This window comes from Mixta sp. BE291 (assembly GCF_031457955.1).
Lineage (GTDB): Bacteria > Pseudomonadota > Gammaproteobacteria > Enterobacterales > Enterobacteriaceae > Mixta.
On the sequence record NZ_JAVDXN010000007.1, the window covers coordinates 94,125 to 118,964 of the forward strand.

Sequence of the window (24,840 nt, forward strand, 5' to 3'; positions counted from 1 at the left end):
TAATTCGGACGCAATATCAATCCCCTGTTGCTGGCGGCAAAGTTTAAAACAATGTTAAGGGAATATGAATATGGATATAAAAAAGCCAGGAATAAAGCAGAAAGGAAAGTTATTGTTATCATTATTGATTTCTTTTTCTGCCTGCAATAGCTTTGCTGGTGAATTTACTTCAACAGATGTCGGTGCGAAATATGTGATTATGGCCGATCCGCAAGCATGGCGTATGGGCCAGGGAGCCGGTTATCCCGATCCTAATTCTTCAGGCACGGCAGGGAAGTGGGTGAAGTTTAATCAGATGGTAGCCAGGGGAATAAATGCTAAGACAGACGAATTAAAACTGCGGTTTGGCATTATCAATGGCGATATCACTGAATTTGGCAGGGATGCTCAGCTGGCTTCGTTCAAAAAATCCTATGGTTTTTTAAAAGTCCCGGTATATCTTGGCTATGGCAATCATGATTATCAAAAAAACGTCAGAGACTGTACCCGCTGGGAAGATTTAGATTTCGATAGTAATGCCTGCGCCTATTATATGCTGAAGCATATGGTAAGCCTGACAAATAACTATAAATCCAAATTGAAGAATTTTAACGTAGACTATTCTCGCAAAAATGGCTCGTTAGATATGGGGAGTTATTCATACTCCTGGGATGACTTTTCACCTGAAAGCGGCACCAGCCATTTTGTGCAACTTCAACTGGCGCCGACCTACAGAGAAAAACTTTATTATTATGGCCCGATGGACGATCGCCACATTGAAATTGCTGATTCGATCGCATGGTTGACACATGATCTGGAAATGGCCCGAAAGCGTGGTGTGCGCAATATTTTTATTAATTTCCATGCGCTCGAAATTGTTAAAGATGGCACTGCATGGCAAAAAAGTGCGCTAAAAGCCCTGTTCAATGAGTATAAGATTTCTGCGGTTTTTGTTGGTCATACACATAGTCCCTATGAGCAAAAATATCGAGAGGTATTTGGTAACGTGCCAGTCTATACAACCGGCGCGCTCTATTCTGGCTATTTTGACATTCTGAAAGTGACATGGGATGGCTTTCAGGTGCAAAGTTATCAGGTAAAAGATAATAAGGTGGTAATGGTAGAAGAGCGCGCACCTGTGGCTACGCCAAAAGCTCCTCTTACTTGCCTGAAACCCGACGATAACATCCAGCGTGGCGATATCGTGAAAAGCAAGCTGATTAAAAATTCACAGCAAGTCTTTATGTTAAGGCAGGTGAAAACATCAAAAGCGCTCGATGCCAATTCTGATGGTGATGTCTATACCAACAAAGCAGCAAACAATAACCCCTATATGCGCTGGAGAATGGAATATCTGTCAACCAATGCGATTGGACAAGATTTTTACAAAATAATCCATAATAAATATGGGAAAGTTCTGGATGGGAACAGTGCTGGTAATATTTACACCGAAAAATGGAACGGTGGCCCTTATCAACAATGGGAAGTATTGAAATATGACGGCAGCGGTATTATCCAACTACGCAACCGCGCTACCGGCCGTATACTGGATGCTAACACGGCGGGAACGGTTTCTGGTGCCAGGACTACCCTGAGCCATGGTAATAATTATCAGAACTGGAATATAACCGACACCTATGGTAACAGCATATCTAACGTGCGCTACTTTAAGGCGAAAAGCGATAATTCACGTGGTAAATCATTACCGGCAGGCAATAACAGTAATGGCTATTGGGAATATATCGGTGAAAGGAGCCGTACATCTGCTGCCCCCTGTGTTGATAAGGTAAATGATGGTTTTTCCTCATTTACGGAAGTACCAATCACAAACGATATGGACTTACCTGAAAAGAGTATTATTAACGTTTTGCAAAAAAATGATACGGCCGTTATTCACTTACGCAATGGCGGTTGGGCGCCAAACATCAATTTCCCTGCTCCCGGCGCGTTTAAAGGAAAAACGATTTTAATAAAGCATGATGCTTATTACAGTTCAAAAATCAAAGTGAGTGGCGGTAATGTAACGACGGTGACGAAAGATCAGCGCCTGGCTTATATATCCAATGGTAGAGAGTGGATAATGCAAAACCTTGATTAATTTGGCTTGCCGATTAATTATTTAACCACACCGTCAACGCATCCAGTTTATCGAAGCGTCGGGTTAGCAGATTCGACGCTTCAGGGAGAAAAGATGGCTCATGCAGCAATGAGCCATTCTGAATAACGCGTTGGCGGTATATTTGATTACTTCTTCACTGCGCCCGTAAGTGGCAAAATCGCTTTCACTTCACTTTCCACCCAACCATCCTGCAGACGGGTTTGCAGCTTATCGCCTGGCTGTAGCTGACGCGTTTTTTTCAGCACTGCGCCCTGCGAGGTTTGCGTCACGCTAAAGCCGCGCGCCAGCGTCGCCAGCGGGCTGACGCCTTCCAGATGCGCCGCCAGTATGCCAAAGCGCTGTTTCTCTTCGCTCAGCCGCTGCTGCATCGCCTGCGTCAGGCGATAATGCCATTGCTGAAGCTGCTGCTGCGCCTGGTTAATATTGCGCTGCGGCTGCTGTGCCGCCAGACGCTGCGTCAGGCGATCCTGCTGTCGCGTGGCGTTACGCAGCCGTAGCTGCATCGCTTCATCCAGTCGTCGCTGCAGCCGGAATAGGGTGGTTTGCTGGCGCGCCAGCCGCAGCTGCGGATGCTGCTGTTGCAAACGATGCTGCAAGCGGGTAAACGTGCGCTGCTGCTGGGCGAGATAGTAATCCATCGCCATTTCCAGCCGCGTCTGCTGCGACTGAAGCTGACGCAGCAGTTCTACCTGATTGCGGCTGATGATTTCCGCCGCGGCCGAAGGCGTTGGCGCACGCAGGTCAGCAACAAAATCAGCAATGGTGACGTCGGTTTCATGGCCCACGGCGCTGACAATTGGAATTCGGCTGGCAAAGATAGCGCGCGCCACGCGCTCATCGTTGAAACACCACAAATCCTCCAGCGAGCCGCCGCCGCGCCCGACAATCAGCACGTCGCACTCATTGCGCCGGTTAGCCAACTCAATGGCACGCACAATGGCGGCGGGCGCCTCGTTACCCTGCACCACCGTGGGGTAGATGATTACCGGCAGCGAGGGATCGCGGCGATGCAGTACACGCAACACGTCATGCAGCGCCGCACCGGTGGCGGAGGTGATAACGCCTACCTGGCGCGCCGGATCGGGCAGCGGCTGCTTATGCTGTTGCTCGAACAGGCCCTCCGCCGCCAGCCGCTGTTTCAGCTGTTCAAATTGCTGTTGCAGCAGCCCTTCGCCAGCGGGATGCATGCTCTCGACTATTAGCTGATAATCGCCGCGCGGCTCATAAAGCGTGACCGTGGCGCGCACCAGCACCTGTTGCCCGTGCTGCGGACGAAAGGTGACGCGCCGGTTGCTGTTACGAAACATCGCGCTGCGCACCTGGGCGGTATCGTCTTTGAGCGTAAAGTACCAGTGACCGGAAGCCGGCTGCGTAAAGTTGGAGATCTCTGCGCTGAGCCAGATATGACCCATTTCGCCTTCCAGCAGCTGACGCACCGTGGTGTTAAGGCGGCTAACGGTAAAAATATTGGCGGAAGGAGGTAGCGACATGTGATAGGGATCAAATAATAAATCAGCGAGTTAATCAGTCGATACTACATGGCTGATAACGAGGATCAAGACATTTACTGAAAAAAAGCTGGAGGCAACCGATTACGCCCTGTATAATGCCGCGGCAATATTTTATCTGTTCTCATTCACCCCAGGTTGAGATATTGCCATGCTACGAATCGCTAAAGAAGCACTCACTTTTGACGACGTTTTGCTCGTTCCTGCTCACTCTACTGTCCTGCCTAACACGGCTGACCTCAGTACCCAACTGACCAAAAAAATTCGTCTGAACATTCCAATGCTCTCTGCTGCTATGGATACCGTGACCGAAGCGGGTCTGGCTATCGCACTGGCGCAGGAAGGCGGGCTGGGCTTTATCCACAAAAATATGTCCATTGAGCGCCAGGCGGAAGAAGTGCGCAAGGTGAAGAAACATGAAAGCGGCGTGGTGACCGATCCACAAACCGTTCTGCCGACCACTACGCTGCGCGAAGTAAAAGAACTCACCGAGCGTAACGGTTTTGCCGGTTATCCGGTGGTGAGTGATGATAACCGCCTGGTGGGCATTATCACCGGTCGCGACGTGCGTTTCGTTACCGATCTGAACCTGCCGGTCACGGCGGTAATGACGCCGAAAGAGCGCCTGGTGACGGTGAAAGAGGGTGAGGCGCGTGAAGTCGTGCTGCAGAAAATGCACGAGAAGCGCGTAGAAAAAGCGCTGGTAGTGGATGACAGCTTCTGCCTGCTGGGCATGATCACCGTAAAAGATTTCCAGAAGGCAGAGCGTAAACCGCTGGCCTGTAAAGATGAGCATGGCCGCCTGCGCGTTGGCGCGGCGGTAGGCGCGGGTGCCGGTAACGAAGCGCGCGTGGATGCGCTGGTTGCCGCAGGCGTTGACGTGCTGCTGATTGACTCTTCTCATGGCCATTCCGAAGGCGTGCTGCAGCGCATTCGCGAAACCCGCGCTAAATATCCCGATCTGCAAATCATTGGCGGCAACGTGGCCACCGGCGCAGGCGCACGTGCGCTGGCCGAGGCGGGCGTAAGCGCGGTGAAAGTGGGTATTGGTCCTGGCTCTATCTGTACCACGCGTATCGTGACCGGCGTTGGCGTGCCGCAGATCACCGCAGTTTCTGACGCGGTAGAAGCGCTGGAAGGCACCGGCGTGCCGGTGATTGCCGATGGCGGCATTCGTTTCTCCGGCGATATCGCTAAAGCGATTGCTGCGGGCGCCGCCTGCGTGATGGTGGGCTCGATGCTGGCCGGAACGGAAGAATCACCGGGCGAAATCGAACTCTATCAGGGTCGTGCGTTTAAATCCTATCGCGGTATGGGTTCGCTGGGCGCGATGTCCAAAGGCTCTTCCGATCGTTATTTCCAGAGCGATAACGCGGCAGATAAACTGGTGCCGGAAGGGATCGAAGGCCGCGTGGCTTATAAAGGCCGCCTGAAAGAGATCGTTCATCAGCAGATGGGCGGCCTGCGCTCTTGTATGGGGCTGACCGGTTGCGCCACCATCGACGAGCTGCGCACCAAAGCAGAATTTGTTCGCATCAGCGGCGCTGGCATTTCGGAAAGCCACGTTCATGACGTGACCATCACGAAAGAGTCGCCGAACTACCGCATGGGATCTTAATCCCGAACCTTTCTCGCCCGGCCTTAGCCGGGCGCTTTTGTTAAGTCTATCGCCCTGGAATTGCCTTAATGACGACGGAAAATATTCATAAGCACCGTATTTTAATCCTCGATTTTGGTTCGCAGTATACCCAGCTGGTTGCGCGTCGCGTGCGTGAGCTGGGCGTTTACTGTGAGCTTTGGGCGTGGGATGTTACCGAAGAACAGATCCGCGGATTTAAGCCGAGCGGCATCATTCTTTCCGGCGGCCCGGAAAGCACCACCGAACTGGATAGCCCGCGCGCGCCGGAGTATGTCTTTAACGCTGGCGTCCCGGTTCTGGGCGTTTGCTATGGCATGCAGACCATGGCGATGCAGCTGGGCGGGTCGGTTGAAGGCTCCCACGAACGCGAGTTCGGCTATGCGCAGGTAGAAGTCAGAACCGACAGCGCGCTGGTGCGCGGTATTGAAGATTCTGTCAGCGCTGCTGGCCTGCCGCTGCTGGATGTCTGGATGAGCCACGGTGATAAAGTCACTGCGATTCCGTCTGACTTTGTTACCGTCGCCAGCACCGAGACCTGTCCGTTTGCCATTATGGCCAACGAAGAAAAACGCTTTTATGGCGTACAGTTCCACCCGGAAGTGACCCATACCCGTCAGGGTCTGCGTATGCTGGAGCGTTTTGTGCGCGACATCTGCCAGTGCGAAGCGCTGTGGACGCCAGCAAAAATCATTGAGGATATCGTTGATCGTCTGCGCGATCAGGTGGGCGACGATAAGGTGATCCTTGGCCTTTCCGGCGGCGTCGATTCCTCCGTGACGGCGATGCTGCTGCATCGCGCCATCGGCGATCGTCTGACTTGCGTATTCGTTGATAACGGTCTGCTGCGTCTCAACGAAGCCGAGCAGGTAATGGATATGTTCGGCGATCATTTCGGCCTGAATATTATCCACGTACCGGCGGAGGCGCGCTTCCTGGATGCGCTGGCGGGCATTGATGAGCCGGAAGCCAAACGTAAAACCATCGGCCGTGTGTTTGTTGAAGTGTTTGATGAGCAGGCGACCCATCTCACCGAGGTGAAATGGCTGGCGCAGGGCACCATCTATCCGGACGTGATCGAATCCGCCGCCTCCGCAACCGGCAAGGCGCACGTGATTAAATCGCACCACAACGTGGGCGGTTTGCCGAAAGAGATGAAGCTGGGCCTGGTAGAGCCGCTGAAAGAGCTGTTCAAGGATGAAGTGCGTAAGATTGGCCTGGAGCTGGGCCTGCCTTACGATATGCTTTACCGCCATCCGTTCCCAGGGCCGGGCCTTGGCGTGCGCGTATTGGGCGAAGTGAAGAAAGAGTATTGCGATCTGCTGCGTCGCGCTGACGCTATCTTTATTGAAGAGCTGCGTAAAGCCGATCTCTATAACAAGGTGAGCCAGGCCTTTACCGTCTTCCTGCCGGTACGCTCGGTGGGCGTGATGGGCGACGGGCGTAAATATGACTGGGTGGTTTCACTGCGTGCGGTAGAAACCATCGACTTTATGACCGCGCACTGGGCGCATCTGCCATATGAGTTCCTCGGCCGCGTCTCTAACCGTATCATCAATGAAGTGAACGGCATTTCCCGCGTGGTTTACGATATTTCCGGTAAGCCGCCCGCCACGATTGAGTGGGAATGATTTAACGTCTGGCAACAGCCTGCACGTATAAGCAGTAAAAAATCTCTAAGCCCGCGTAACTGCGGGCTTTTTTGTGCCTGATATTTTCTGATGCCTTCTTCAGCCAGACTGACACCAAAGGCGTAGTCTACGCAGAGATTGTGTTTTACACTGCGCGCTGCAAAAATTGAGTAGATAAACGGTTAATCAGGCGGTAATGGCGATGAAAGGAACGATCACAACGTGGTTTGAAGATAAAGGTTTTGGGTTTATCAAAGATGAGAACGGTGACAACCGTTATTTTCATGTGATTAAGGTCGCCAATCCTGAGCTGATCAAGAAAGATGCGGCGGTGACTTTTGAACCCACAACCAATAACAAGGGCCTGTCAGCCTATGCGGTAAAAGTCATCCCCGAGAGTAAATACATCTATATTGCGGGCGAGCGCCTTAAGCTGACGGCGATCAAATCTTATCTGGTGTATAGCGAGGAAGTGCCTGCCGATACCCGCATCGATAAAGAAAACACGGTGCTGTCGGTTGGGGGGCTGATGAACAATATCAGGCCGAAAACCAATGTGAAGCCTGGTGACATGCGCTCGCTGAAGAAGCTGGCGATTACCACCTTTCAGGGAACGACATTAATCTTCACCGAAGATGAAATCGACATCGAAGAGACGGTAAAACTGCTTAAGCTAAAATAAGTTGGTGTGACGTTGTGCCGACAAACGGTGCAAGCAGCAACTGACATAGACCTTAACCCCTGGGGATCACCTATGAACAACGACATACCGCTGAAATATTATGACATCGTGGATGAGTACGCGACGGAAACCGCAAAGCCGCTGGGCGAGTCAGAGCCGGACGCGCTGGCGCGCTACTTCCAGCTGCTGCTGACCCGCCTGATGAACAACGAAGAGATCAGTGAGAGCGCGCAGCAGGAGATGGCCGCTGAAGCCGGGATTGATGCCGGGCGCATCGATGAAATAGCGGAGTTCCTGAATCAATGGGGCAATGAGTAGCGCCTGATTTTATGTCAGCGCGTAAGCAGCCTGTAGAGCAGAGCCGGGAAGACTGGCATAACGGCTAAAAATGTCGTTATGCCTTTTACCAAAAATTCAGCCTTTAACCTTCAGCCTTCCGGCTGCTCCAGCGCCATCGGCTTCAGCTGCTTTTTAATCCGCCAAAAGTAGAATACCGTCAGCATCGCCAGCCATACCAGACCGGCGATCAGCGCCAGCCGGGTTTCCGCCACCGCGCCCAGCACGCCAATCACCAACAGCATAAACAGCAGCGTTATCACCGGTGCGACCGGCCAGAACGGAACGGGAAAGCGTATCTCCTGACGCTGCTGCGCAGATAAACTGCGGCGCATCGCGAAATGGGATAACAGGATCATCAGCCAGACCCAGATGGTGGCAAAAGCCGCCAGCGACGCGATCAACACAAACACCTGCTCAGGGATCAAATAGTTAAGTACTACCGCCGCCAGCAACGCCACCATCAGCACCACCACCGTCATCCAGGGCACGCCGTTACTGGCGATACGCAGGAAACTTTTTGGCGCCATGCCTTCCTTCGCCATGCCGTACATCATGCGTCCGGCCCCGAAAATATCGCTGTTAATCGCTGAAATCGTTGCGCTAATCACAATGATATTCAGCACGCTGGCGGCGGCGGGCAGCCCCAGCCCATCAAAAATCAATACGAACGGGCTCCCCTGTTGACCGATGCCGTTCCACGGGAAGATCGCCATCAGGATCAGCAGGGTACAGACGTAAAACAGAATAATACGCAGCGGAATAGTATTAATCGCCTGAGGAATCACCTTCTGCGGATCGCGCGCTTCCGCAGCGGTAATGCCGATAATTTCGATGCCGCCAAAGGCAAACATCACGATGCCAAGCGAGGCGATCACGCCGCCCAGACCATCGGGCGCGAAGCCGCCGTGCGACCAGAGGTTTGCCACGCCGGTAGCCGGGAAGCTGTCGCCAAAACCAAACAGAATAATACCGGCCCCGGCGACAATCATGGCGAAAATCGCTGTAACTTTAATCAGCGACAGCCAAAACTCCATCTCGCCAAATACCCGCACGTGACAGAGGTTCAGCGCGCCAATAAAGCAGATGATGCTTAATACCCAGATCCAGCGCGGCACGTCGGGATACCAAAGCCCCATATAAACGCCGAACGCGGTGACATCCGCCAGGCAGACAATGATCATCTCAAAGGTATAGGTCCAGCCGGTAATAAAACCCGCCAGCGGGCCTAAATAGTGGCGGGCATAGCTGCTGAAGGAGCCGGAGATCGGATGGCGCACCGCCATTTCACCCAGCGCGCGCATAACGATGAATACCGCCGCGCCGCCCGCCAGATAAGCCAATAACACGGCGGGCCCGGCCATTTGAATGGCGGCGGCGGAACCATAAAACAGCCCGGTGCCAATCGCCGAACCCAGCGCGATAAAGCGGATGTGGCGCGCGCTAAGGCCGCGCAGCAGATGTGACGTAGGTTGTTGCATATCAAAGCCCTGAAAAGAGTGGAATATGCGCATAGCTGCCGGGAACATTTTCCCGGCAGAGCAGGGGGACAACGATTACAGATAGCTGGGCAGGATGGCAGGCAGCAGTGCCGTCAGATGACGCGCGCTTAATAGCTCAGCGGCGCGCTCGATATCCGGCGCAAAGAAACGATCCTGCGTATAGTGGGTGACCTGTTCGCGCAGCAGATGGCGGGCCTTCTCCAGCGTCGGGCTGGTTTTTAACCCCTCACGCAAGTCGATGCCCTGACAGGCCGCAAGCCACTCTACGGCAACCACACCGCGCGTGTTAGCGGCCATCTCCCACAGACGCCGACCGGCAGCGGGTGCCATCGAAACGTGATCTTCCTGATTGGCGGAGGTCGGCAAGCTATCGACGCTGTGCGGGTGCGCCAGCGCTTTGTTCTCACTGGCCAGCGCGGCAGCGGTAACCTGCGCGATCATAAAGCCGGAGTTAACGCCGCCGTTTTTTACCAGGAAGGGCGGGAGCTGCGACATATGTTTATCCATCATCAGCGCGACGCGTCGTTCGGAAAGCGCGCCAATCTCCGCAATCGCCAGCGCGATATTGTCTGCCGCCATTGCCACCGGCTCGGCGTGGAAGTTGCCGCCCGATATCACTTCGTTTTCCTCAGCAAACACCAGCGGGTTATCAGAAACCGCGTTTGCCTCAATCAATAACACTTCTGCGGCCTGGCGCAGCTGGGTCAGGCAGGCGCCCATCACCTGGGGCTGGCAACGCAGCGAATAAGGATCCTGAACTTTGCTGCAATGTTGATGTGACTGAGCGATCTCGCTGCTATCGGTTAACAGCGCACGGAACAGCGTGGCGGTATCGATTTGCCCACGCTGGCCGCGTGCCTCATGGATACGCGCATCGAACGGACGGCGCGAGCCCAGCACTGCTTCGGTGGTGAGCGCGCCGCAGACCACCGCCGAGGCGAACAGATCTTCTGCTTCAAACAGGCCGCGCAGCGCAAAGGCGGTAGACGTCTGGGTGCCGTTAAGCAGCGCCAGCCCCTCTTTAGCCGCCAGCGTAAGCGGCTCCAGCCCGGCTTTTTTCAGCGCTTCCGCCGAAGGCAGCCACTCGCCCTGGTAACGCGCCTGGCCTTCACCCAGTAACGTTAACGACATATGCGCCAGCGGCGCAAGATCGCCCGATGCCCCTACCGATCCTTTCGCGGGAATCAAGGGATAAACCTGTGCATTCACCAGCGCGATCAGTGCCTGAATCACGCTGATGCGAATGCCGGAAAAGCCGCGTGCCAGGCTGTTGATTTTCAATACCATCATCAGGCGAACCAGGCTATCGTCCAGCGGCGCGCCAATGCCCGCCGCATGAGAAAGCACCAGCGAACGCTGAAGATTTTCCAGATCCTCCGCCGGGATACGCGTCTGCGCCAACAGACCAAAACCGGTATTAATACCGTAGGCGGTACGGCCTTCTGCAAGAATCGTATTAACGCTGCGTACGCTGTTGTCGATCGCCGGTATCGCGCGCTCATCCAACGTAATAAAAACCGGATGGCTGTAGATCTCACGCAGTTGGGCAAGCGTCAGCGTGCCGGGGTTAAGGGTGAGGTTCATATCAACGTTTCTCCTGAGTCGCCGCGATCATCGGCAGGTTAAGCTGTTGTTCTACCGCGCAATCAATAGCGATGTCGTAACCGGCATCGGCATGGCGCATTACGCCGGTGGCCGGATCGTTATGCAGCACGCGGGCGATACGGGCGGCCGCCTCGTCGCTGCCGTCGCACACAATCACCATGCCAGCATGCTGAGAAAAGCCCATGCCCACGCCGCCGCCATGATGCAGGGAAACCCAGGTCGCGCCGCTGGCGGTATTCAGCAGCGCATTCAACAGCGGCCAGTCAGACACCGCATCAGAACCATCACGCATGGCTTCGGTTTCGCGGTTAGGGCTGGCGACCGAACCTGAATCAAGATGGTCGCGGCCAATAACGATGGGCGCGGAAACCTCGCCGCTGCGCACCATTTCGTTAAATGCCAGACCCAGCTTCTGCCGCCATTCCAGGCCTACCCAGCAAATGCGCGCAGGCAAACCCTGAAAGCTGATGCGCTCGCGTGCCATATCCAGCCAGTGGTGCAGATGCTTATCATCGTTAATCAGTTCTTTGACTTTGGCGTCGGTTTTATAAATGTCCTGCGGATCGCCGGAAAGGGCGGCCCAGCGGAACGGGCCGATACCACGGCAGAACAGCGGGCGGATATAGGCAGGCACAAAACCAGGGAAATCGAAGGCGTTGGCTACGCCCATCTCTTTAGCCATTTGACGAATATTGTTGCCGTAATCGAAAACCGGAATGCCCAGCGCTTTAAATGCCAGCATCGCACGCACGTGGTCGGCCATAGAGCGTTTAGCCGCCTCGATAACCGCCTGCGGCTCGCTTTGCGCCCGTTGCTGATATTCTTCCCAGCGCCAGCCCTGCGGCAGATAACCGTGCAGCGGATCGTGCGCGCTGGTTTGATCGGTGACCATATCGGGACGCACGCCGCGCTTGACCAGCTCCGGCAGGATCTCCGCTGCGTTAGCGCACAGCGCCACCGACACCGCCCGACCTTCCGCGGTATATTTCTGTATGCGATTGAGCGCATCATCCAGCGAATCGGCCTGCTCATCGACATAGCGCGTACGCAGACGGAAATCGATACGGCTTTGCTGGCATTCAATATTCAGCGAGCAGGCCCCCGCCAGCGTCGCCGCCATCGGCTGCGCGCCGCCCATTCCGCCCAGTCCGGCAGTCAGGATCCAGCGCCCCTGCAGATTGCCGTGGTAATGCTGACGGCCCGCTTCGACAAAGGTCTCGTAGGTGCCCTGCACGATGCCCTGGCTGCCGATATAGATCCAGCTTCCCGCCGTCATCTGGCCATACATCGCCAGCCCTTTGGCATCCAGCTCATTGAAATGCTCCCAGCTGGCCCAGTGCGGCACCAGGTTTGAGTTGGCGATCAGCACGCGCGGCGCGTTTTCATGGGTTTTAAACACCCCAACCGGCTTGCCGGACTGAATCAGCAGCGTCTCATCGTTTTCCAGCTTTTTAAGCGTGGCGACGATGGCGTCAAAGCACTCCCAGTTACGCGCCGCTCGGCCAATACCGCCGTATACCACCAGCTCGTACGGATTCTCCGCCACGTCCGGATCGAGGTTATTCATCAACATACGCAGCGGCGCTTCGGTGAGCCAGCTTTTGGCATTCAGCGTGGTGCCACGCGGGGCGCGGATCTCCTGCTCGCGGTATTTGCTTTGCGACATCGCGGTTAACTCCTGATGGTTGCATTCAATAAATTAGCTGTTCGACGGGGCGAAACAGATAAGGATTGCAAACACATATACTTGTATAGACAAATACGCGCAAGTTGATATTTAACAAATAATACACATTTTAAACCATTATAAATCAATAAGATAAATAAACGGACGGAAGGCGGCAGACAAGGTTTTTTAATTTTTTCTTTTAATTATCAAAGGGTAATCGAGGAAATGAATTTTAGAGGAATTTGCGTTAGCCATCACGGATTTCACAGCGCTTTTACACAAATTTCGCCGGTAACGTTGACCGGCGTTAAGACATAAAATGACCCTGTAAACGATAGCGCGAACCAGGAAAGAGCAGGCGAGCGTGGGAAACAATATGCTGCGTTGACCAGGTGCGGCGGTGAATCAACAGGCAAGGTTCATGGTCATCCATTTGCAGCAGCGCTTGCTCTTCCGGGGTGCATTTTACCGCCTCGACAATATGCTCGCCTTCGGTAAGCGGCGCGACCAGCGAGAGATAGGCGTGAGGGGTGGTGGCGGTAAAATCCTGTTGCAGGTAATCGGGCGCAACCGCCGCATTCACGCAGCGATCTTCAATTTGTACCGGCACGTCGTTTTCAAAGTGCACCATCACCGAATGAAAAATCGGCGTGCCTTCTTCCACGCCCAGCGCGGCGGCCAGCGTAAAATCTGCGGCAATCTGTTCCAGCTTCAATACCTGACAACGATGCTGATGATGGCGTGCGGCGATCTCATCAGCGATGCTACGAATCTCAAACAGCGCCGACTGGCCTTTAGGCTCGGCGACAAAGGTGCCCACGCCCTGCAGGCGCACCAGCAGGCCTTCATCGGTCAGCTCGCGCAGCGCGCGGTTAATGGTCATCCGGCTGAAGCCAAACTGCGCCACCAGTTCCGCCTCGGAAGGAATACGATCGTGAGGACGCCAGTCGCCCGCGCTGATTTTTTTACTGATCGCCTGTTTCACCTTCACGTAAAAGGGCACAGGCGCGCTGGCGGCGTTGGCGCGGGAGCGAGATAAAAACATGCGGATATTCCTTACGGCTGCCTGGCTGTGTGAGGTAAGTATACCCAATTCCATCCCGGATTCAGTAATTTATCCCCACCAGCGCACCACCTGCCAGGCGATTCGCGCCGCCACGCTGGCCGCATATCCATCCCGATCGCGCGAGGGATTAAACTCCACCAGATCCACCGCCTGAAGTTTTCCGCTGCGGCAAATCGGCGCCAGCAGTTGCAGCAAAATCGCACAGGGAACGCCGAGCGCGGCGGGCGCGGAAACCGCGGGCATCTCCCATGCGGGCAGCACGTCTACATCGATGGTCAGGTAGATGCGGTCCAGCTGCGCCATAAATTGCTCAAGCTGCGCAATGGCCTGCGCGGGCGAGCTCAGGCAGTGCAAATCCTCTATGATCAGAACATTGCAGCGCGCTGCTTCATCCAGCAGCGCCTGAGTATTTGCCGCCATGCTTAAACCGCAGCAGGCGTAATGGAAGTCACGCTGTTGCGCGGCGCAATAGCGCGCCAGCTGACGAAACGGCGTGCCTGAGGTGGCCTGCGGCGCAGAGCGTAAATCAAGATGCGCATCCAGATTAATCACGCCTACTTTATCCTGTGGGAAAGCGTCAAGCACACCCAGACCGTGGCCCCAGGCGGTTTCATGGCCGCCACCCAGCACCAGCGTGCGCTTTCCGGCGCGCTGGCAAGCGATCACCGCCTCGCTCAGCGCCTGCTGCGCCTGCTCAAGGTCTTGGTGCTCAACAAAAATATCGCCGAGATCGTTCAGGCGTGGATGTTGCGGTTGGCTGGCCATATTGGCCAGCGCGCGCCGCAACACCACGGGAGCCTCTGCCGCGCCGGTTTGTCCGCGGTTACGCCGCACGCCTTCATCGCAGGCGAATCCTAACAGCGCGATATCGCCGGGTTGCTGCGCCGGACAAAAGTAGCTGCTGCGGCTGATGGTCTGGAACAGACGCAGGGCGTTATCTGCCTCGGCGCTATCATCGCGACCTTGCCAGATCTCGGGTGACGTGGGGCGCCACTGTTTCATAAGACGCTCCCGTGCGTGATATCACCGCGAAATATACGCGCATAAAGCGGATTGCGGCCTGGCTCGTAAATCATCTCTACCGGCTGCTCCGCCTGCCAAATCGCAAGGTCGGCGATAAAGCCCGCCTTTAGCTGACCGTGGGTGCGTTCACGGCCCAGCGCCTGTGCCGCATGACGCGTGACGCCTGCCCAGGCCTCTTCCGGCGTCAGCCCGAACTCGACGCAGGCCATATTCATCGCCATATGCAGGCTGGTAAAGGGGCTGGTGCCGGGATTGTAATCGGTGGCGACGGCGATCGGCACCTGATAGCGGCGCAGTATCTCCACCGGCGGGCGCTGGGTTTCACGCAAAAAATAGTACGCACCTGGCAGCAGCACCGCCACCGTGCCGCTGGCGCGCATCGCCTGGACGCCTTGTTCATCCAGATACTCCAGATGATCCGCCGACAGCCCCTGATAGCGGCTCACCAGTTGCGCGCCGTTTAATAAAGAGAGCTGCTCAACATGGCCTTTAACCGGAATGGCGTAGCGCTGCGCAGTGGCAAACACGCGTTCGCACTGCTGCGGCGAAAAGCCGACGCTTTCACAAAACACATCCACCGCCTCGAACAGGCCTTCCTGCCACAGCTGCGGCAACAGCGTTTCACAGATAAGATCAATGTAAGCCTCTTTGTTGTGACGATATTCCGCCGGGGCGGCATGGGCGGCAAGCAATGTCGGGCTGATCTCTACCGGATGCCGCGCCGCCAGCTCACGTGCCACCCGCAGCATTTTCGCTTCATCCTCCAGCGTCAGCCCGTAGCCAGATTTTATTTCCAGCGTGGTCACGCCCTCATTTAGCATGCGCTGTAAGCGCGTTGTCGCCCGTTGCAGCAGCTCCTGCTCGCTAGCCTGACGCGTCGCAGCAACCGTGGCGTTAATGCCGCCGCCCTGCGCGCTGATTTCCTGGTAGGAGACGCCGTTCATGCGCTGCTCCCATTCTGCGGCGCGGTTGCCGCCAAACACTAAATGGGTATGGCAGTCGATTAAACCCGGCGTCACCAGCCGTCCTTTGAGATCGTGAACGATGCCGCCCGCAGCGCTACCCGCAGGTAAGATAGCCAGAATCTGGTCCTTACGGATCACCAGATCGTGATTGTCCAGCAGGCCATAGGGCGTTGAGCGTTCAGGATCGAGCGTTGCCAGTCGGGCATTACGCCAGACCACATCGTCAGCGGCGAGGTTCACGGTTTACCTTCCAGTTGTCATGAGTTGTCTATACATTTATTTTCACCATGGACAAATTGTCAATTAAACCCTGCGAGAATATTGGCTATTTGTGACGGTTAACGGCCAATCAGCAAGAAGATGCAACAGAAGTGCAGGAAGCAACAGAAGTGCAGGAAGCAGCGGAAGCGCAGGAAGCAACAGAAGTGAGGGAAACAGAAGAAACGAAAGAGGCCACGCAGGAGGCCGGAAAAAAAAGGCCTGCGCTAAGCGCAGGCTGGTAAGCATCCGATCACGCCGCTGGCATCAGTGCAGCAGGAAGAGTGTCGCCAGACCGAGGAAAATAAAGAAGCCGCCGGTATCGGTCAGCGCGGTAATCATCACGCTGGAACCAATCGCGGGATCGCGTTTCAGTTTGGTCATCACCAGCGGAATCAGTACGCCGACCACCGCCGCCAGCAGCAGGTTCAGGATCATCGCCAGCATCATCACGCCGCCCAGCGCCAGGTTGTCATACATCAGCCAGGTAATGCCGCCCATGATGCTGCCCCAAAACAGGCCGTTGATCAGCGCCACGCCCAGCTCGCGCATAAACAGAAAGCTAAAGTTGCCCGGCTCTACCTGATGCAGCGCCAGCGCGCGCACAATCATGGTAATGGTCTGGTTGCCGGTATTGCCGCCGATACCCGCCACAATCGGCATCAGCGTCGCCAGCGCCACCAGCTGCGAAATCGTCTCCTCGAACAGGCCAATCACCCGCGAGGCGATAAACGCCGTACAGAGGTTAACAGCCAGCCAGGTCCAGCGCGTACGCACCGCCTTTTTTACCGGCGCGAAAACCTCCTCTTCCTGACTCAGGCCGCCCATTTTACGAATATTGCTTTCGTTCTCCTCGTTAACGAGGTCGATGACGTCTTCAATGGTGACGCGGCCAATCAGCTTGCCCTGAGCATCAATCACTGCTGCTGAAATCAGGTTATAACGTTCAAACGCACCGGCGGCATCTTCCGCCTGATCGTCCAGGCGAAACGTTGTCGGTTGATCGTTCATCACGGAAAAAACCGGCGTATTGGGCTGATGCAGCAAAATAGCGGTAAGCGGCAGCTCGCCCAGCAACACATTGTTTTTATCGGTGATAAACAGCTTATCGGTGCCTTCCGGGATAACGCGTCTGCGCCGTAAAAAGCGTTGCACCGTGGCCAGATCGACGTCGGCGCGCACGGTAATAAAATTAAAGTCCATGATGCGGCCAACGCGATCGCGGTCGAAATGCACCACATTCAGCACGCGGGCGCGCAGCGTTGGATCCAGCGAGGTCAGCAGCCGTCCGGTGAGATCGCGCGGCAGGTATTTCGCCAGATAAGCCTGATCGTCAATATCCAGCGGCGCAATGGCCTGCAAAATATCTTTATCGCTCATCGCTTCGGTCAGGCTTTCCCAGACCGTTTCCGACGCTTCGACCAGCACCTGACCGCGGCGGGCGTTGTCTACCAGCCGCCACAGCGCCTGACGCTCCTCTTCCGGCAGCGCCTCAAGAATATCGGCGATATCGGCGGCGTGTAGCAGGCTAAGATCCTGACGCAGGCTCTCAACCTGCGCAGATATTTCTGCTGAGAGCAGCGAGTGCGCCTGTAGCAGGCTGGTTACCAGTTCTGGTTCATTAAGCAGAAGGGTCAGAATACGGCTGCGAATATCGGCGAGCTGCTGTGCGTGGGATGGAGCGTGGGATACAGACATAAAAAGTCCCTTGTGTCTGGAAGCATAGGCAAAGCGAGCCCAGCGTTCTGCAGGCATGGAGAGAGGGTAAGTTGTCTCAATTAAGGGTTAAGGCAACTTAACGCTCGCGTCATTACTCTTTACTGGCAGGCTGGATGATCATGGGTAGCTCAGCGTTTACCTTTTTATCCTGATGGTGTTGAAAGGCGCTGGGCAATACAAACAGCAAACGACCAAACAATAGTATGAAGCTGATTAACAACACAATGCGGGTCATTCGGCCAGTTTTATGGCGTTTTCGCAATGAGGTGATGCTGTTCACGCAGAGATTCCTTTAGCAGGCCCGAAGGCGGTAAAACAATTTAGGCACAGGGTTACCGTCAGGTCAATGTCGTGCTGCTGCCAAATAGCGGAAAGCTGTCCAGGGTCATTCCTTTGCCGCAGCAACAATCGTCATATCGCTGCGGTTTTAATCAGGATGTTTGACACATATCAAGTCCGAAAGCCCGATGGAACTTAGTATGAGTGCGTTTTGCTTAATGCAGCCGGTGCTGCGCGCGATCATTTTCAAAGAGGCCGTTTTTGTTTACCGGATATCACATCTCCTTGTTCAGGCAATTCCGCCGCCGCTGGTGGGGCGTTCCTTTATGGCTGGCGCTGGTGCTGATGCCGCTTTCCGGCATGTTATCGGTTAAGCTGCCGCTGCCTGACGGGCCGGTTTATCTGCTGTTTTTACCGGTGACATTAACAGTGGCATTGTTAATGGTGTTTGACTGGGCAGCGCTGCCCGGCATCACGCTGGCGATTTTTTGGCACTACTTAACGATTTTTTCGCCGGGGCAGGCGCTGATCTGCTGCACGCTGTTTATCTGCGGCATCAGTAGCTGCTGGCTGGGCTACCGCATCTGGGCGGGGCGGCAGTGGGGGGCGACGCCGGGTACGCAAGGGCTTGGCGTAATGCGCCTGTTATGGATTGGTTTGCTGCTGCCGACGCTGTTGGTGTTTTTGCTGCAAACCATGGTGACGTTAAAAATCGTTCCTGCTTCTCTCTCTATTTTTAACCGCAACCCGCTGACGCTGCGTACCCTGATTAACTATCAGGCTATTTTAATCTCCTGCATAGCAATTCTGCCGCTTTACTATGTCGCAATCCGCTGCTTTCGCCATGGACGCTATTTTTCCCGCCAGGTTAACCTACTACGTCAGCAGATTGCGGAAAACGTCAGCCAGGTAGAAATACGCATCTGGCTGGTCTGGCTGACGATGCTGGTGATCGTGCTGATGGTTCTGCACAGCAGGGAGCAAAATCAGGCAATCAGCGATTTTGCCTTATTGCTGTTGCTGCCAACCATGCTCTGGGCGGCGGCCCGCTTTGGTTATTTGCTTTCCGCACTGGCGTGGTCGCTGGTGCTGATTCTGCTCTATCAGTTTCGTACCCAGCCCGAGCTGTCGCTGCATCTGGCGGTGAATACCACCAGTCTGCTGATATGGTCGTTGATTCTCTACTTTATCGGCATCAACGGCGTACGCCAGCGCCGGTTAATTAAGAAATCACGTGAGGCGGCGCTGGTCGATCCGGTGGTGGATCTCCCGAATCTGCGCGCGTTACAGGCCATGCTGGCGCAGCAGGCATCCTCCACGCTCTGTTTTTTACGTATTCCCGATCTCGATCGCCTTAGTCGCACCTGGGGGCTGGATCTGCGCATCGAATATAAGCGTCGGCTGGCGGCGCATTTACAGCCGCTGCTACAGCCCAAAGAGGAAATTTATCATCTGCCTGGCTTTGCGCTGGCGCTGCGTCTGGATAAAGCGACCCATGAAAAACGCATTGAACAGATCAGCGCTCACAGCGATCGCTACAGCTTGCGCTGGCAGGGCTTGCCGTTGCAGCCCGATATCGGCATCAGCTATTGCCACGTGGTGCCGCCGGTGAATAATCTGCCACGGCTGCTGGGACAGCTTAGCGAGATGGCCGAGGTTTCGCTGCACAGTCATCAGCCGGAAAGTTTGCAGCAGGACAACATGCACGCGCAGCGGCAGGCGAAAGAGAAACTGGCGCAGCTGGATGAGGTGCAGCAGGCGCTGGATAACGAACGCTTTGTGATGCTGGCGCAGCGCATTGAGGGCCTGCGCGGTGATGATTACCATGAGTTGCTGCTCAGGCTGGTGGATGCGCAGGGAGAGCAGCTGACGCCAGCGCATTTTTTACCGATTGTGCAGGAGTTCGGCCTGACCTGGGAGATGGATCGCTGGGTGTTGCAGCATGCGCTGAGCTTTATCGACCGCTGCCGCGTGCGTTTGCCCGCGATGCGCTTTGCCATCAATATTCATGCCGCCAGCCTGTACCGTCCCTATTTTGTCAGCGATCTCGAACAGCTGCTAAAGCAGTATCAGGTAGAGCCGTGGCAGTTGATTCTGGAAATCAGCGAGGCCGCAGGCAACATGAATTTCTCGGCGGGCTACCGCACGATCAATCGCCTGCGACGGCTGGGGTGCCGCATCGCCATCGATAACTTTGGCACCGGCTACGCCAGCTATCTGCAGCTCAAAACGCTACAGGCCGATATGCTGAAAATTGACGGTAGCTTTATTCAAAATATGCTGCACAGCCCGCTGGACTATCAGATCATCGAATCCATCTGCCGCGTCGCACGGTTAAAGCGGATGCAGATAGTCGCGGGATGCGTTGAGTCAGATGCGGTAGCGGCTGCGCTGCGCGGGCTGGGCATCGATTATTTACAGGGCTTCGCCATCAGCGAACCGCAGCCGTTAACCTCACTGGCAGAGCGGTGATTATTCCGCCGGGGCCTTCTTCGCCAGCAGCGTAGCGAAACGCAGGCTGATGCGGTTGCCGTTTTCATCGGTTCTGTGCAGCTGGCCGACATGCTCGTTATATTTAACGATCTGCCACTGGCGATAGTAGTGGCTCAGCTCGCCCGATTTAAAGGTAAAAGGGAAGGGGATCGGGCAGGGATAATCTTCCGTATCCATCGCCGCGACAATCAGGTTATAGCCGTTTTTCACCGTGCTGGCCTGCATATCGGCAATCAGCTGTGGAATGGTTTCCGGCTCTAAAAACATCATCACCACGGTAGAGAGCACAAAATCATATGCGCCGTTAAAGCGCACGCTATTGAGATCGGTCACCTGGGTTTCGATTCCGCTCAGGGCTTCAGCGGCAATGATCTGATTCAGCCGCTCAATGCTTTGGGGATTTTTATCCCAGGCGGTAACCTCAAACCCTTTCATATTCAGCCACAGGCTGTTGCGGCCGCTGCCGCAGCCCACATCCAGCGCCTTGCCTGGCGTCAATAAGGGGAGTGCCGCCACCACTTCAGAGTGCGTGGCGCTCAGCTGATATTTCTCAGCAAAATAGTTATCCGGACGTATGGTCATTTTTTTATATCTGGTTGATGCGGGCGGAGGAAGCGCCGCCCGAATTCGCCGGCGTGCGTTACGCCTCTTCTTCGATGGTGAGTTTCCAGCCGGAAACATCCTCCCAGTACGCCTGTTCACGCTCTAAATCGAGCTGAACCAGGGTGTTCTGGCTGAAATATCCGGCCGGGAAGCGCAGCGTCCAGTGGCCTTCGTCGGTGGTTAACGCCAGCCGCTCCGGACGATTGGTCGCCTGACGCTGATTATTCAGCAGCGTGCCAAGACGCAACAAAAACACCAGCGGCAAAATCTGCTTCTTTTTAAACAGCGTAAAACGCGGCAGTTCGTCGCTCTTGATCGCTTTCCGGTGGAAGCGTACCAGTGTCGCCAGCAGCAGCTGTTGATCCTGATTAAAACCAGGCAAGTTGGTGTTTTGCAGAATATAGGCAGAGTGGCGCTGCATCCCGCTGTGGTTAATGGTTAAGCCCACCTCGTGCAGCAGCGCTGCCCATTGCAGCAGCGCCGCGAGCTGCGGATTTGCCAGCCGGGGATTTTGATCGCGCCACTGTTGCCAAAGCTCATCGGTGGTTTCCAGCACGCGCCGCGCCTGATCGCTATCGATATTGTAATGATTCGCCAGGCTTTGCGCGGTGCGGCTGCGAATATCCTGATGACGGAAGCGGCCTTCCATTTCATACAGCACGCCTTCGCGCAGCGCGCCGTCTGAGAGGCGTAGCTCGCGGATCGCCAGCGCATCAAATACGCCGCACAGAATCGCCAGGCCCGGCACAAATACCGCTTTGCGCTCTTCCGACAGGCCCGGCAGGCTCAGCGCGGCAAAGGATTTATGCTTCAGCACTTCTTCACACAGCATTTCCAGCCGTTCCGGCGTCACCTGGCGCTCTTTTTCGCCCATCGCCTGCAGCACTTCGCAGGCGGCTTTAATGGTGCCGGAAGCGCCCAGCGCGTATTGCCAGCCGAGCAGCCGATATTGCCAGGCCAGCGTTTCCAGTTTTTGCGCCGCCGCCAAACGCGCGCGGCGGAAATTCTCCTGGCTGATCACGCCGCCGGGAAAATAGAGATTGGCAAAGCTGACGCAGCCCATACGGCGGCTTTCCACCAGCTTGGGTTCAAAATCTTCGCCAATCACCAGCTCGGTAGATCCGCCACCGATATCAATCACCAGCTTGCGGCCTCTTTCCGGCTGCGTGTGTTCCACGCCCATAAAAATCAGGCGCGCTTCTTCATGACCGGAGATCACTTCGATCGGGTAGGGGATGACTTCCGCCGCGCGTTGCAGAAAATCTTCGGCATTGCTGGCCTGGCGCAGCGTATGGGTACCGACAATGGTAACGTTCGAGGCGTTAAAGCCCTGTAGACGCTCGGCAAACAGCGCCAGGCAGCTCAGGCCGCGCTGGATAGCGTCTTCGCTCAGCACGTTATCCGCGCCCAGCCCGTCCGCCAAATGCACCCGCTGTTTCAGGCGACCCAGCACCTGCATCGCGCCATCCACGACGCGGGCAATGACCATGTGAAAGCTATTGGAACCGAGGTCAATCGCGGCAAACTCTTGTGGTCGAGGCGTATTCTTATGGGATATCGGCATAGTGAGTTATTCAGGTTGTTCCAGAGATTTGATGTAATCGTAAATGGCCTGCTGCGACCGAACCTTGCGGCGGTTCCCGCGCGGTACATAACGGTTACTCAGTTCTTTATCAATGATGCGGGCTTTCACAGTATCACTTAACAGGATGGCAATAATATCCAGCACGCGCTGTTTCAGAACAGGATCAAGGATCGACACCGCGACTTCGATACGGTAATCGATATTACGCGTCATCCAGTCGGCGGAAGAAAGAAACACTTTTTTATCGCCGCCGTTATCAAAAATATAGACGCGATCGTGCTCAAGATAGCGGTCAACGATGCTGGTAACGCGAATATTATCGCTGATGCCCTCAAGATTCGGGATCAGGGAGCACATGCCACGCACCAGCAGGTTAACTTTGACGCCCACGCTGGAGGCGGTATACAAACGATCCACCAGGCCTTTATCGACGAGGTTATTCACTTTCAGCGTAATCCCAGCCGGAATGCCCTGCTGCGCGTTGGCGATCTCCTCATCAATCAGCTGATACAGCATACGGCGCGAGTTCTGCGGCGACACCATCAGATAATCGAAGCTGACCGGACGATAAGGGTTTTCAATAAAGTTAAACACCCGACGTACTTCATTGGTAATACGCGCATCGGCGGTGAGCAGGGAGTAGTCGGTATAAATACGCGCGGTTTTTTCGTTGAAATTACCGGTGCCGATATGGGCATAGCGCACAATTTCGCCGCCTTCACGGCGCGAAATCAGAAACAGTTTGGCGTGGATTTTCAGGCCCGGCGCGGAGAAGATCACATGCACGCCCGCTTCGGTCAGACGCTTGGCCCAGTGAATATTGGCCTCTTCATCAAAACGCGCCTGCAGCTCCACCACCACCGTGACTTTTTTGCCGTTATAGGCGGCATGGATCATCGCATCAATAATGCGTGAGTTTTTCGCCACGCGATAAATATTGATTTTAATCGCCAGTACGCTGGGATCGAACGACGCCTGACGCAGCAGCTCCAGCACATGTTCAAAGGTGTGGTAAGGATAATAGAGCAGCACGTCGTGGTTACGAATGGCGTCAAAGCCGTTGCGGAAGCCGTCGAACCAGATATGGCGCAGCTGCGGCATCGGCTTATTCACCAGATTGGTTTTGCCAACGTTAGGGAAGCTGATGAAATCTTTAAAGTTATGGTAACGTCCGCCAGGCACGATGGAGTCGTAATTGGAGATATTCAGCTTGTTACGCAGCAGCTCAACCATCGCATCGGGCATATCGCGTTGATAAACAAAGCGCACCGGCTCTGCCGTCAGACGCTGCTTGAGGCTGGAAGACATCAGCTCCAGCAGGCTCGATTCCATTTCGGTAACCAAATCGTACTCGGCGTCACGCGTCATTTTCATCGAATAGGCATTAAGCGCGTCGTAGTCGAAAAAGCCTTTAAAAATATCGTCCAGACAGTAGCGCAGAATGTTATCCAGCAGAATCATCGGCTTGCGGCGACGCGGTGATTCAGCGGGCAGATTCACAAAGCGCGGCACTTTATCGGACGGAATTTCCAGCAGGGCGTAACGAATATCCTCGCCGCGAATAATCTCCACCGCCAGATAGGTGTAATCATCCTTAAGAAATTCAATCAGATCGGTATCATGATTAATCAGAATCGGCGTGACGTGCTGCCGCAGCTCATGCTTGAAGTAGTGACGCAGCCAGCTTTGCTGATTAGGCGACAGCTGCCGCTCGTTGATCAAAAAGATCTGGTTACGCGCCATCTCCAGCAGCAGATCGTTATATAAACCGTCAAACTCCTGGTCGGCGCGCAGCACGCGCTGCTGGATCTTTTTTAACAGATGACGCGGCGTGTTGGGCGAACCCTGCTCTTCACCAATCAAAATGCGCCGCTTCAGATCGGCGAAGCGCACTTTGTAAAACTCTTCCAGGTTATTCGAATAAATGCCCAGAAAGCGCATGCGCTCGATCAGCGGATTGGTTTTATCTGCGGCTTCCTGTAGTACGCGTTCATTAAAGGATAACCAGCTCAATTCTTTTTCTATATAAAGCTTTTCCTGACCCATTGTGGCTCCGTTATGCTGATTTGAGACGAGGGTATCCATTTTCCAACTTCATTATGGCGAGAGTATGGCAGCAATGTCTCACCGCAATAGTTGTCATATCAGTGAGCTACGGGCACCATAGCGACTTCAATAAGAG

Annotated in this window: 18 protein-coding genes; 6 read left to right on the top strand and 12 right to left on the bottom strand. The window is 55.0% G+C overall.

Features of this window, described 5'->3' with window-relative positions:
• Nucleotides 1-70 precede the first annotated feature (70 nt).
• Nucleotides 71-2,077: an RICIN domain-containing protein gene (locus tag J2X14_RS16505; RefSeq protein WP_352412268.1), complete on the top strand. Its 2,007-nt coding sequence runs from the start codon at nt 71-73 to the stop codon at nt 2,075-2,077.
• A 146-nt stretch (nt 2,078-2,223) separates the two neighbouring features.
• Here J2X14_RS16505 and xseA read toward each other — a convergent pair whose 3' ends face one another.
• Complete coding sequence (gene xseA, locus J2X14_RS16510) at nt 2,224-3,588, bottom strand: exodeoxyribonuclease VII large subunit (protein ID WP_352412269.1); 1,365 nt, start codon at nt 3,586-3,588, stop codon at nt 2,224-2,226.
• Between the two features lie 169 nt (nt 3,589-3,757).
• Between xseA and guaB the strand changes: the two genes are divergently transcribed.
• From guaB to J2X14_RS16530, 4 genes are all read left to right on the top strand, one after another.
• A complete protein-coding gene (gene guaB / locus J2X14_RS16515; RefSeq protein WP_352412270.1) occupies nt 3,758-5,224 on the top strand; it encodes an IMP dehydrogenase in 1,467 nt (488 codons plus the stop codon).
• A gap of 68 nt (nt 5,225-5,292) precedes the next feature.
• Nucleotides 5,293-6,873, top strand: coding sequence for a glutamine-hydrolyzing GMP synthase (guaA, locus tag J2X14_RS16520; RefSeq protein WP_352412271.1), 1,581 nt, complete (start codon nt 5,293-5,295; stop codon nt 6,871-6,873).
• Between the two features lie 196 nt (nt 6,874-7,069).
• Nucleotides 7,070-7,555 carry a cold-shock protein gene (locus J2X14_RS16525; protein ID WP_352412272.1) on the top strand — a complete coding sequence of 162 codons (486 nt, stop codon included), beginning with the start codon at nt 7,070-7,072 and terminating at the stop codon, nt 7,553-7,555.
• A gap of 72 nt (nt 7,556-7,627) precedes the next feature.
• Nucleotides 7,628-7,873 (top strand): YmjA family protein, encoded by a 246-nt coding sequence (locus J2X14_RS16530; protein WP_352412273.1) that lies wholly within the window; start codon nt 7,628-7,630, stop codon nt 7,871-7,873.
• A 110-nt stretch (nt 7,874-7,983) separates the two neighbouring features.
• Here J2X14_RS16530 and J2X14_RS16535 read toward each other — a convergent pair whose 3' ends face one another.
• The 8 genes from J2X14_RS16535 to J2X14_RS16570 form a co-directional block, all read right to left on the bottom strand.
• On the bottom strand, nt 7,984-9,372 hold the full coding sequence (locus J2X14_RS16535) for an amino acid permease (RefSeq protein WP_352412274.1): 1,389 nt from the start codon (nt 9,370-9,372) through the stop codon (nt 7,984-7,986).
• Nucleotides 9,373-9,447: 75 nt separating this feature from the next.
• Entirely contained in the window at nt 9,448-10,977 is a 1,530-nt protein-coding gene (hutH, locus tag J2X14_RS16540; protein ID WP_352412275.1) for a histidine ammonia-lyase, read from the bottom strand.
• Between the two features lies 1 nt (nt 10,978).
• A complete protein-coding gene (hutU, locus tag J2X14_RS16545; protein ID WP_352412276.1) occupies nt 10,979-12,664 on the bottom strand; it encodes a urocanate hydratase in 1,686 nt (561 codons plus the stop codon).
• A gap of 310 nt (nt 12,665-12,974) precedes the next feature.
• A complete protein-coding gene (locus J2X14_RS16550; protein WP_352412277.1) occupies nt 12,975-13,712 on the bottom strand; it encodes a histidine utilization repressor in 738 nt (245 codons plus the stop codon).
• A gap of 69 nt (nt 13,713-13,781) precedes the next feature.
• Nucleotides 13,782-14,735, bottom strand: a complete 954-nt coding sequence (gene hutG, locus J2X14_RS16555) for a formimidoylglutamase (RefSeq protein WP_352412278.1) — start codon at nt 14,733-14,735, stop codon at nt 13,782-13,784.
• Complete coding sequence (gene hutI / locus J2X14_RS16560) at nt 14,732-15,961, bottom strand: imidazolonepropionase (RefSeq protein WP_352412279.1); 1,230 nt, start codon at nt 15,959-15,961, stop codon at nt 14,732-14,734. The genes hutG and hutI overlap by 4 nt, the downstream gene beginning before the upstream one ends.
• 285 nt (nt 15,962-16,246) lie before the next feature.
• A complete protein-coding gene (mgtE, locus tag J2X14_RS16565) occupies nt 16,247-17,677 on the bottom strand; it encodes a magnesium transporter (RefSeq protein ID WP_352412280.1) in 1,431 nt (476 codons plus the stop codon).
• 112 nt (nt 17,678-17,789) lie between these two features.
• The gene (locus tag J2X14_RS16570) at nt 17,790-17,978 is read right to left on the bottom strand and encodes a YfgG family protein (RefSeq protein WP_352412281.1); all 189 of its coding nucleotides are present in this window, start codon (nt 17,976-17,978) and stop codon (nt 17,790-17,792) included.
• Between the two features lie 284 nt (nt 17,979-18,262).
• Between J2X14_RS16570 and J2X14_RS16575 the strand changes: the two genes are divergently transcribed.
• On the top strand, nt 18,263-20,449 hold the full coding sequence (locus J2X14_RS16575) for a sensor domain-containing phosphodiesterase (protein WP_352412282.1): 2,187 nt from the start codon (nt 18,263-18,265) through the stop codon (nt 20,447-20,449).
• Here the strand turns inward: J2X14_RS16575 and tehB are convergent, their stop codons facing one another.
• Genes tehB through ppk1 form a run of 3 tightly spaced genes read right to left on the bottom strand, consistent with a single transcriptional unit; the run spans nt 20,450 to nt 24,704 of the window.
• Nucleotides 20,450-21,052 carry a tellurite resistance methyltransferase TehB gene (gene tehB, locus J2X14_RS16580; RefSeq protein WP_352412283.1) on the bottom strand — a complete coding sequence of 201 codons (603 nt, stop codon included), beginning with the start codon at nt 21,050-21,052 and terminating at the stop codon, nt 20,450-20,452. It abuts the gene before it with no gap.
• A 58-nt stretch (nt 21,053-21,110) separates the two neighbouring features.
• Nucleotides 21,111-22,637 (bottom strand): exopolyphosphatase, encoded by a 1,527-nt coding sequence (gene ppx / locus J2X14_RS16585; RefSeq protein ID WP_352412284.1) that lies wholly within the window; start codon nt 22,635-22,637, stop codon nt 21,111-21,113.
• A gap of 6 nt (nt 22,638-22,643) precedes the next feature.
• Entirely contained in the window at nt 22,644-24,704 is a 2,061-nt protein-coding gene (ppk1, locus tag J2X14_RS16590) for a polyphosphate kinase 1 (RefSeq protein ID WP_352412285.1), read from the bottom strand.
• Nucleotides 24,705-24,840 lie beyond the last annotated feature (136 nt).